This window comes from Thalassoglobus sp. JC818, assembly GCF_040717535.1.
In the GTDB taxonomy this organism is placed as follows: Bacteria; Planctomycetota; Planctomycetia; order Planctomycetales; family Planctomycetaceae; genus Thalassoglobus.
The window spans coordinates 1-11,422 of the sequence record NZ_JBFEFI010000023.1 but is presented as its reverse complement, the minus strand read 5'-3'; the positions used below and the strand labels follow the sequence as shown (position 1 = coordinate 11,422).

7 protein-coding genes are annotated in these 11,422 nt (G+C 51.1%); 4 read left to right on the top strand and 3 right to left on the bottom strand.

Annotation, left to right across the window (positions count from 1 at the left end):
* Nucleotides 1–894: 894 nt before the first annotated feature.
* Complete coding sequence (locus AB1L42_RS23620) at nt 895–1,173, bottom strand: hypothetical protein (protein WP_367062630.1); 279 nt, start codon at nt 1,171–1,173, stop codon at nt 895–897.
* 730 nt (nt 1,174–1,903) lie between these two features.
* On the opposite strand from AB1L42_RS23620, the gene AB1L42_RS23615 reads away from it, so the two are divergent.
* Nucleotides 1,904–5,878: a right-handed parallel beta-helix repeat-containing protein gene (locus AB1L42_RS23615; RefSeq protein ID WP_367062627.1), complete on the top strand. Its 3,975-nt coding sequence runs from the start codon at nt 1,904–1,906 to the stop codon at nt 5,876–5,878.
* Between the two features lie 529 nt (nt 5,879–6,407).
* On the opposite strand, the gene AB1L42_RS23610 is transcribed toward AB1L42_RS23615, so the two are convergent.
* Both AB1L42_RS23610 and AB1L42_RS23605 read right to left on the bottom strand, forming a co-directional pair.
* Nucleotides 6,408–6,740, bottom strand: coding sequence for a hypothetical protein (locus tag AB1L42_RS23610; protein ID WP_367062624.1), 333 nt, complete (start codon nt 6,738–6,740; stop codon nt 6,408–6,410).
* A gap of 1,441 nt (nt 6,741–8,181) precedes the next feature.
* Nucleotides 8,182–8,922 (bottom strand): hypothetical protein, encoded by a 741-nt coding sequence (locus AB1L42_RS23605; protein WP_367062621.1) that lies wholly within the window; start codon nt 8,920–8,922, stop codon nt 8,182–8,184.
* 578 nt (nt 8,923–9,500) lie between these two features.
* On the opposite strand from AB1L42_RS23605, the gene AB1L42_RS23600 reads away from it, so the two are divergent.
* From AB1L42_RS23600 to AB1L42_RS23590, 3 genes are all read left to right on the top strand, one after another.
* A complete protein-coding gene (locus tag AB1L42_RS23600; RefSeq protein WP_367062618.1) occupies nt 9,501–9,899 on the top strand; it encodes a hypothetical protein in 399 nt (132 codons plus the stop codon).
* A gap of 159 nt (nt 9,900–10,058) precedes the next feature.
* Nucleotides 10,059–10,412 (top strand): hypothetical protein, encoded by a 354-nt coding sequence (locus AB1L42_RS23595; RefSeq protein WP_367062615.1) that lies wholly within the window; start codon nt 10,059–10,061, stop codon nt 10,410–10,412.
* 225 nt (nt 10,413–10,637) lie between these two features.
* Nucleotides 10,638–11,216 carry a PEP-CTERM sorting domain-containing protein gene (locus AB1L42_RS23590; RefSeq protein ID WP_367062612.1) on the top strand — a complete coding sequence of 193 codons (579 nt, stop codon included), beginning with the start codon at nt 10,638–10,640 and terminating at the stop codon, nt 11,214–11,216.
* Nucleotides 11,217–11,422 lie beyond the last annotated feature (206 nt).

Genomic DNA, 11,422 nt, shown 5'->3' with positions numbered 1-11,422 from the left:
AAGGCGAGAACCATAACCCAATGTGATTGAGCAGCGACAAACCAAGTAAGTAGGAAATCCTGCGATCCTTATAAGGCACACTGCCGGCGGCAAGCGACATACGTCGTTCTTTCGACGATACCCAAGAGGTCTTGCCAGCACCCTATTCGGCACGCTGAACGGACACTAACTTCCTCGAGGAGAGATTTGCCACAATTTCCGCCTGAGCCATCATATGGATCGCAAGTGAGGTTGTCCCCCAAAATGACGGAAATTCCTGACTGGCTGCTCCAAGGTAAAGTTCACCGGAGGAGATTGTGACGCAGACCTGAATCGCAAGCATGAAGGCTATCGACCACATTTTCAACGTGACGAATTCACTGCCATTCACACAAAACCTGACAATCAGCGCCAACGACGATAGAAGCAATGCACACGAAACAACCAGCCAACTGAAAGCTTGGGCATGAAGCGCCACTCCTCCAATAACTATGACACCACAAACAAGATAGCTGAACACCACTATTACCACAGACAAAAAAAGTTATATTCTTCGTCCGCGTTATTGTCGAATTCTGATTCTCACTACTGTTACATTTCATGTACCACTCTCGCAAATCGGCCTATATGAAAGGTTTCACCGACATCGGACACCACACATCGAAACTTGTCGGTCTGCAAGACTGACATGCGGTTTCGACAATGCACACGCGTCCTTTCTCGACATGATTGAGGCACGTGGCAAACCATGAAATCATGTACTCAAACTTGATGCTATGACATACCGGGACGGGTGGGGTAATCCAAACGTCATAGTGAACCACCCAACCTACAGAAGTGTTTGAACTATGAATAAGATTGCCAACCTGCCAAGGAACAATCTCCGCTCCGAAAGAGTCGAACGGTCAATGTGCGTTATTCGATCTCCGGATCTTCGTCGTACCGAAAGAAAGTGCTGTCAATGGGGTCGCGTGATTGCTTACTCGAACTTTGGCGAACACCTTGACCAAAGATGAACAGGTAAATCGTAACAGTCGCGCCCACAATCACCCCAACAGCCAATGCACGCGTGGGCTGAGACAAATAGAACGAAAGTACACTGTCGGAAAGAGTGCCCACGAGTGCGATACCAAAACCGAAAATCATCAATTTCGACAGGACACCGTACTTCTTTGAATTGCAGTCTTGGTTCATGTGCCACAGCCCTTGATTAAAAACGTCCTCACTTCCGCGCCAACTACGACTTCCCAGCATTTCGCAAACCGGAGAAAACCACTTTAGAACTCGCTGCGTGCACTACACTTCCCCACCATCGGTGTTAGAGCATACCCGCTTGGCCAGCGTTTGCGACTATCATTTTCTCCATGGGAGGATCTCACGCGCCTGCCGCGAATGAGATGGAAACAATGAGTGTTCCGGAAACACTCCGCGAGACAACTTCTGACCCTCCTTGCGATTAAGCAATCGCCTTCTATTGCTACCAACGCCGGTCGAGAAAAACACTCCGCTTGAAAGACGTGCATGGTGACGATTGTCGTGAGATCATCTTAACTCTCTGAAATGGCTGTCGGAAGCACTCTCTCCGATCTCTGGAGTTTCTCTCGCTGGCAGTTCATCGTCACGTCGCGGCCCAATAGCTCTCGGTCTCACGAAGGAAGAACTGCACAACCTTCAGAATCCGAATCACTCGCCTGCGTCTCAACACGAACTAAGGGTTAACGGAAAATTGGTGCTTCACCAGTTGATCGTCAAACGAACGAGGCATACTCTTCCCACTCCACTCAGAGCCCCCATTCCACCCTTGCGGAGCGCGCAATTGTTCGGTGAACATCCTCAATACTGGCTCAAACAACTGAGAACCCGCATCCTTGGCTCCACGCTTCATCCAAAGCGATCAAAAGGCGCTTCCCGCAGACGTTCGGTCATGTCGATTCGTCCATCGACCTTGTCAGAATTATTGGAAGACCGGATCGTTTTGTCGGCATTTACCGTCACAACGCTGGCAGACTCGGGAGCTGGGAGCCTGCGCGATGCAATCGATCAGGCCAACAGTAATCCCGGGAACGACTCTATCGAATTTGACGCCAGCCTGTCCGGGGAAATCACACTGTCCTCTGGGGAGCTTACGCTGAGCGACACCTCCGGTGATATCACAATTTCCGGGCGCGGAGCGAGTCAACTGACGATCAGCGGCAATGGGAATAGTCGCGTTTTTAATATCGAATCGGGGGTCTTCGCGAATATCAGCGGCCTGACCATCAGTAATGGCCAAGCTGAAAAAGGAGGAGGGATTTCGAACTCCGGTACCCTCACGCTCAACAACACGATCATCAGCGGAAACACTGCCACCACGAATTATGGTGGCGGAATCCTGAATGAAGGCAACATGAATGTTGTCAACAGCACACTGAGTGGGAATTCCGTGAGCGTGGCCTACGGATACTCGGTCGGCGGAGGAGCTGCAATCTTCAATTCGGGTGCCTTGTCGATTCTGAGCAGCACCCTGAGCGGAAACACTGCTCACAGCCTCAATGGCGGCGGAGTCTATAACGCTAGCCGGGCAAGCTTGACCATCACTGGAAGCACATTTAGCGGCAATGTTGCAGACGGTGGCGGTGGTGCCATCTTTAATACAGATGTCGTTCAATTGATCAACAGTACTTTGACCGGGAACAGTGCGAATTTTGGAGGGGGGATCGACAGCAGCGACGGCGAACTGACGATTACAAACAGCACGATCAGCGGCAACACTGCGAATGCTGAGGACTTCGGTGGCGCCATCAATTACAGTGGCACACTCATCATGAACAACTCCATCCTCGCTAACAGCACGAATGGACTTGATCTAAGTCACGGCGGAGCGATTCACAGTTCATCTGGCAGCAACAACCTTGTCGAGAATGGGGATATTGGAGGGCTCAGCAACACAATCACCGGGCAAGATCCAATGCTCGGCAGTCTGAGTGATAACGGTGGCCCGACCCAAACTCTCGCTCTACTCGAAGGCAGTTCCGCGATCAACGCAGGCAACAACTCTCTGGCCGTCGAATTCGGAACAACAGCACTGACGACTGATCAACGCGGGCTTGGTTTTCGACGCATTACAGACGGGACCGTCGACATCGGGGCTTTTGAGTATGAGAGTGGGCCTCCCATTTTCACTGTGACGAACCTGAACGACAGTGGTGACGGAAGTCTTCGCGATGCGATTGAGCAGGCCAACAGCAATGCTGGCAGAGAAACAATCGTGTTCGACTCCAGTCTCTCCGGGCAAATCACGCTGACCTCCGGCCAACTCATTCTGAGCGACACAACCGGAACGATTAGTTTGGAGGGATTGGGAGCGAACCTCCTGACAATCACCGGGAGCAACCTGAGTCGGATCTTCGAAGTGCAAGCGGGTGTGACCGCGACAATCAGCGGTGTGACCATTAGCGACGGGTATGCTCAATATGGCGGAGGAGTACGCAACGACGGAATTCTCACGATTGCCGCCAGCACAATCAGCGGCAACACCGCTCAGGGCCCTTCGGCCGGAGGCCTTGGCGGCGGAGTCTATAATTCTCTCGACGCCACACTCACAATCGTCAACAGTACCGTCAGCGGGAATACTGTAGTCAATGGCAGCGGTGGCGGGGTGTTCAACCATGGCTCGCTGACTGTTACGAATAGTACGATCAGCGGAAATACCGCCACTGGGAACAACGGCGGCGGAATCGTCAATTACGGAAGTGCGACTGTCACTTCAACTACAATCAGCGGCAATTCCATCGACGATGCTGGAGGTGCTGGAATCGGGAACGCCGGAACGTTGGTCCTGAACAATACCATCATCGCCAACAGCCTGAGTGGATTTGACCTTGATAACTATGGAACCATGTCGGGCAGTCACAACCTCATCGAAAATGCCGACTCGACAGCGGGACTATCAAACACGATCACCGGCCAAGATCCGCTGCTTGGGGATCTCGAGTACAATGGCGGCCCTACGCAAACGCACGCACTTCTTGTGGGGAGTGTCGCTGTGAATGCCGGTGACAACCTTCTCTCCGTCAATCCTGAAAACGATCCACTGCGGACTGACCAACGTGGTGAGGGATATACACGTATTGTCGGAGTGACTGTCGACATCGGTGCCTATGAATTGAGTGATGGAACGTCTGAAACCTTCACCGTCACGACCCTCGCAGATTCGGGAACCGGCAGCCTTCGCGATGCAATCGATCAAGCCAATGCCAATGAAGGCGACGAGATCATTCAGTTCTCCGCAGCACTGGCAGGAGGAACGATTACGCTCACATCGGGACAACTGACGTTGAGCGATACAATCGGAACCATGACCATCGTGGGACTCGGGGCCGATCAGTTGACAATTAGCGGAAATGGTAACTCCCGAGTGTTCCAAGTCGAGACCGGAGTGACAGCCTCAATCAGCGGCCTGACGATCAGTGACGGAAAGACCATTTACGCCTACGACGACGCGAACAACGGCGGCGGTATTGATAACTACGGATTCTTAACACTGGCAAATAGCACCATCAGCGGGAACTCAACCGTTGGTGGCGGTGGTGGGGGAGGAGGAATTTACAACCGAGCTTCCGGACAACTAACAGTTACCGGCAGCACACTGGCCAATAACTCTGGCGACAACGGCGCCGGCATCACCAACAATGGAAAACTTTCTGTTTCCAACAGCACATTCAGTGGAAATTCAGGAGGTTTCGGCGGCGGTATCTTAAACACTAGCCCGAGGTTTACATTAGAAGTTTCCAACAGCACGTTCTATGGGAATTCAGGCAGTGCGATCATGAATATGAATTCGCTCGTCCTGAACAACTCCATTCTCGCGAACAGCCTCGGCAGCAGTGACCTCGACGGAAACTCAAGTGGCGGTACACTTTCTGGAAGCAACAACCTCATTCAATGGAACAATACGACCGGTCTCGTCAACACGATCACTGGCGTAGACCCTATGCTCGGAGATCTTCAGGACAACGGAGGTCCCACACCGACGATGGCCCTGCTCGCTGGCAGCGCAGCTATCAATGCCGGTGACAACTCCCTCGCAGACGACCCGCAGAGCGGTAACGCTCTCACAACTGACCAGCGTGGTGCCGGATTCAGTCGCATTACCGGCGGTACTGTCGACATCGGGGCATATGAATATCAGAGTTCGCCCGCACCCACAAACGTCGTGACGAACAGCTTCATTGCTCGAAATGGACGACTGAACGTCAATGGCCACCACGGAGACGACATCATCGGTCTGTTTGGGACTGGAGAGGGAATAATTGAAGTCAGGATCGACACGACTGGCGACGGACACTTCGACACCGTGGCGGAATCATTTCAGAACGTGAAATCGATCCGCGTCGACTTAGGAGAGGGGAACGACTCGCTGTTTGTTGGAGGTGACTTACAGCTACGGAAAGGGCTGAAAATCACCGGCGGCAGCGAAGCTGACAGAGTTCACTTTGTTTCCGACGAAAGCTTCTTTAATTCCACAACTCCTACGAGCATCGACGCCAAAGTTAAAATCAAGCTCGGGGACGGCGACAATCACGTCAGATTCGAAGGATCGACTTTCGAGAAGAATGTCACCTTGAAACTCGGGAGTGGCGACGACGGAATTGTCAGCAATGGAGCAACCTTTGGTAAGAAGCTGAAGGTTCTCACTGGAGACGGAGACGATGTCATTGCCCATTCGAATAACACCTACTTCTCCCGAGCAAGCTTCTTGCTCGGTGGCGGCGATGACGTGTACTCGGAATTCGACGGAACGTTCGACAAACACTGGTTCGCACACTTCGGCCCGGGTTCGGATACTCTCGACGAAAGCGGCAATCAAATAGCGGGCCGAACTCGCCTATGGAGTTACGAGGAACGCCCTCGCACTTAAGCGACAAGTACCTGACTCAACACTTACTCACTTGGCAAAGAGTCATTGCAGTCTGCAGAGAGCAGTCTGGCAATCGACACTTGAGTGCGGTTCTGATCTCATCATCAGAGTAAGCGAACGTTTCTCCCAGACCTGCGAATGAGGCGGAAGTGCAATCGTTGCTGCAAGAACGCGTCTCGCTCACGCAATTTCCAAACGTCTGACCGAACATCCTGACAGAACCATCATACGTCCGCGACATGTGCGTCGTCATCCCCACTTCAAGCGAGTGCTGAAATCAGCGCGAGTTGGGTGTCCTGTCAATCTCCGTCCCGTCGGGATAGCTGATCATCAATCTCCTTAGACTCAGCCATAGCTCCACCCACCTTGCTAGACCGGAACTCATTGAGGTGCCTTGAATCCGAACGTGCCAAAGACTCCTCCCTTGGGCATAGTCGACTGAACATTCTCATGCATTCTCATTCTTTGTCGCCCATTAGAAATCGACGGTGACCAACCACACCCTTCATCATGCAAGCCACACGAACCGTCAACGCCCCAGCAGCCATCCCTTCCACCCTAAATCTTCAACAGGAATCGAAAACTCAGCATTGAACTCGTATCTGATCTTAACGTCCTGCATAGAAAACGTCACCTCGACTCTTTGCAAATTCGCCAGCCGAATCTGAGAATCGTTTAATGGACTTCTATTGAACTCCATACGACGACCATCTGACAGATCCAGAACGACCTGGAACGGCTGATGAAAAAAGTGTTCTGGAAGACTGATCTCATTCTCAGCATCGAGTATGTGTTTCTCTTTGCCTGAGACAATCGACGCAGAACGTACATCGGTCAACTCTCCTTGAAAAACGACGGTCAAAGCCGAATTACTCTGCAAGCGTTACTGACGCCCATACCGCAATTCCGAAACGATTAGAAATACAAGTCCAACAATCAACACCCCAGCGAAAACTGCTATTCGTCGCAACATTTTGTATATGCGCATTCAATACTTCGAAACAGTGAACAAGTTTAGCGAGATAGCTGCTTGAGCGTTGGAGTAAAATCAGAAACACATTCTCACTCCCAAGTGTCACCAGTGGCTCAACTGGCCGAAAAGAGCTGACCAGTCGTCATTCCTTGAGTACGGTTCTCGTTTTCGACATATGGGCAATTGAATGTTCCTCACGGAATTGCAGAATGTCTAACCAGTCAGTCTTCCGGAATCATGATACATCCGCCAAAAGTGAGTCGCCATCCCCTCTTCAACGGTATCAAGGAGCCCCTGCCAAATTATTCGTCCTCGCAATTGCCGTTGAATCACGCAAGGTGATCATCTACGTCATTAATCGTCAGACACAGCCTGACCTACTTTGCTATTCGGTCCCTTCAGCGGACTCTATGTCGCGTGCCTGGATTATTGTAACTTGACCGGCAGGGAGCTTGGAAACATTATTGCACCAGGAAACAATATCATCTGCTGAGCCGCTTACGCCATCTGGCCCTGCTGACCACACGGTATACGCACATTGCTTCGGTGTCACGTACCTCACCGCAATATGCAGGCGATTTCCCCATGGATCTCGAATGGTGCGTTGAGGATCTTCAACACTTGAAATGAACATCGGTTTCACTATTTCATCATATGAATCGTCGTCAACAATCACCCATTCTTCGCTTCTGGTGGTTACCATTTGAGACTTCTCAAGATGTGAGTAAAGCGATCGTACAGTTGAGTCAGCCTCAGTATTCTCCGCTAGATGCCATAGGTTTTGCACATAGGCCACAACGGTACCAGCTAAGACAAACAGGCTGAGACATACGAATCGATGCTGCTTCGAGTTGTGTACTAACATTTAGGAAACCAAAGCCAATTCCGGGTTGCTGCATTACGAGATAAGGATTCACGTTGCATGCCGTTGTATTGCTATGACAGAAGGCCCTGAGTTTCACTGACCAATCAGATGATATCAATCTGGGAAGAATTCGAGTATTCCATTTAACTTCAAGCCGATGGATATCGGACAGGCTCTCACCACCGAATTGACTCGTGCTGGCTATGGGCCAGATCGCAGTCATCCAATATGGCACGAGACGCAATTCACCGGCAATCCGACACCCAAACCTTTTTGGCCACCAGACCTATCAGTCGGGCAGTGCCCCGTCTAGAAGATCACTCGCAGACTGTACCCCAAGCGCCCCCGCCCTTACTGCGCATTGGGGAAGCAAATTCATTGCAGGTCGTTATCGCAGAAATTCCTGACGCTCCATCCGGATTGCTCAGCGTGTTGACCTGTCCACGGTTGTTGTACGACTTCATCTTATCGAGTCTCGGCCGTACTGACCAGATCCAAAAGAACAGTCACAGATCTACGATCGGTCCCTACAACTAGTTTCTCTCCGCAGGCAATTTCCTTAACTCCAAATTTGAAACGTTTGTCTTCCTGGAGCGTGTTGTTATCCAGTCGAAGACACGTCGTTCTCTCTTCGTCTGAAATCCATACCTCGGAATTGCTGCGCACTCCGAAACAGGAGATGATCCGATCAGTGCAAGGAACGAATTTGCAACTTCTCTCACTCCAATCTACAACAACGAACTGCTGATTCACCTCAGACCATGCCCAAACAGTTTCTTCACTCGTAGCGACGAAATCGATTTGGTCGGCGATCGGGCTGCTTGCAATGACGGGGGCGCCACCATCAGTGGGATCCTGCTGATCGAAAGCCAACAGCGTTCCATCGTGAAACAAGACCATCCAACTCTCGCGCGAGGAGATGACACTCACAGGCAACGATAACAGCTGCGAATCTTCCCAGACGATTTCTCCCGTCGAGCTATCTAACATCTTGATTTCACCCCCAGCTCCCCAGTCCGATTCTCCATCATGGCCTGCAACGACGAGTCTCTGCAGTCCTCCTGTGACCGCCACGCCCGTGATCACGCCGCCAAGAACCTCCGCAGTCCATTCAACTTCTTGGCTTTCGAGATCAATTGCAGCAATCGCACCAGCACTTGCAATTTCTGAACGAGCAATAAACAACTTCCCAGAGGAGGCGTTCAATGCAACTTCACATGATCGATCAAATGGTGACCTGATGAGAGCACGTTCCTCAAGCTGGTGATCGAGAACGATTACCCCTCGGGCTGGACCTACTACGAAAATTCGGTCCTCAGCGTTTGAAACGAATATCTGGCTGACTCCACCTTCAACGTCGCACTTTTGCCGAAGTCCGTGCGGTCGATGATGGTCACAGGCACTGAAGCACAATGCGCTAACTAGTGCCACCACGGCTAGCCAATAGTGCCTTTTGTTGCTGATCATGGAGACCTCACTATTCAAGCTGAACGTACTCTGACGGCAGCACACCGAAGCAACTCGGGTTGTCATCATTCGAGAGGTCGTTTCAAAACCGGTACTTCATTGCTTGGAAAGCGAGTTTCCTGTCATGCGGTTCGAGGAGGAACTCAAATGACATTTAATTTACCATGCCGATGTGGCTGCAACGACGGTAGCATGCCGACTCGACATCAAGAGTAACCACCAATATCTTAAAGGTCGACAAATCTCAAAAAGGGATACTTCATCCAACATTTCTTGAGACAAGTAAATCTTTCCCACTCTATCGAAATTGAGCTCCAATGACGAACTTCGGCAAGACCATCTTTGGATCGGTATTTGGTTCACTACTCGCGATGTCTGGTTGCGGTGCGCCCACGGATCCCAAAGAAGGCATTGCGGAACAACCATCAGTGATTGAGGAAATCGCAGTTGCTGGTTTCGATCCCGACGGAGAGCCGGTCATCAAAAAGTGGTCCGATGGAACCATTTCGATCCAATTCGAAGCGATGCCGCCGTTCTTTGCAGAAGACGAAGGAACCGAAGAAGAGTTCGAAAATTTCGAGTCCAAAATCCAAGAGTCGCTGGGAGTCGATGTCCGTCGTGATGATCGCGAGTTATTTGTCATCGAAAAACCGAATCCCGACACTGCAGAAAAAGCCAAAGCGTGGCTTGAGTCTCACCGCAGCCTCGGAACTTGATCGGCGAAAATGCGGCATCGATCATAGCGACGGAGAGATGCTGCCCCTTCAGAACTCTAACGCCGTTGACTTTATGGATGCGCGGAAGTAATCTCAATTTGGGTTAAGGGTTTCTTGAATTGCACATTCTTTAGGATTCGAAAGAGTCGAGGGCACTAAATGGTTTCCACATTCTCTCTAAACGAAGATGCTGTTGACAACTGTGGTCTGATTGACATTGAGAAGGCAGAAGTCGTTCCTGGCATTTTGAATGGAACGTTCTTCCTGATCGTCTCAGGCACAAAGCCATGCGTTAACATGAAGGTTGAGCTTCAACCTTTGGTTTACGTGAGGTGCCCGGAATACTGGGGAATCCAAGTCATCGGGTGCGTGCCTGGGGGAATTTGCCTTCCGCAAACGGCCCCGTTTGTTGTCGCCATTCCATTGGCAGGTGTGACCGGTTCGAAAGGAATTGAGGTACTGAGTGCATCGAGTTCTGAAAAGTTCGAAGTCACCGGAGGCTGCAAGGGCTAACTTCCTCAAACTTCCGATGGTAATTCTACGTCGCCATGCATTCGAAATGCGACGGCCCTCTGCGATTCGAGAGGCTTCTCGCGAGTTCCGAGGGCATTTTTAGAATGACCAGTTCTCACTGCGCTGACGCATCGCGCCACAGATTGAGGTTTGATGCTTCAGCCTAGAAATGCGATGCATTCTTATCTTTTTCCCTCTGACTCTGAACTATGGAATGTGAGTCAAATGCGGGTTTTTATCATCTGCTTGTGCTCTATCTTCTTCCTCGTCAGTGAAGGAGAGGCCGGCTTTAACCTGCGAATCGAGATCACTGGATTTAAGTACACTGACACTCAGGAGCTTTCACAGGGAAAAATGATCGTGAACCTCTTCGCGATCGACCACAATGGGAACGGTATCATCGACAGCAGTTCGGAAGTCCCCTATTGGAGATTTTCCCACACAGGCTTTGAGCGACTGCCTGGGCTCACCGAATCGAGCTATCCCGGTACCTACTATTGGGTGAGCTTCTCACCTGGCGATTATGAAGTCGCTCCCGGACTGAAAATGGGAGGAGGAGGCGTTGCCGGTCAAATTGTTTTCGGTGGTGACACTTTGTACCGATTTAGCCTCACCAACAGGTCGGCAAGCATCTACTCTCCGATCATGTGGCAGAACGACGTCTCTGCGAGCAATGCGACGATCAACGTCTACTCTGTCCCGGAGCCGACATCTTTCGCTTTGATTGGAATCGGCATTGCAGGATCGGCGTACTTTCAGCGCAGAAAGCATCAGGCAAGAGCATGTGAAGAGCACGGAAGTTGACACTCTCGCATTTGCGTCTGACCTCTCAGCATCCGCATAAGCTTTGGCTTCAAACAATACCATCTGCGAAACTCTCAACCCTGGACGTCTGATTCGCGTAGCGAGTCGACTGTTCTCACGCCTGCAAGAACCATCGGACGGGACGTCTCACAGGAGATGCCTGAGTACATTTTCCTCTTGCGTCCGACAGAGCGATGCAAAGTTGT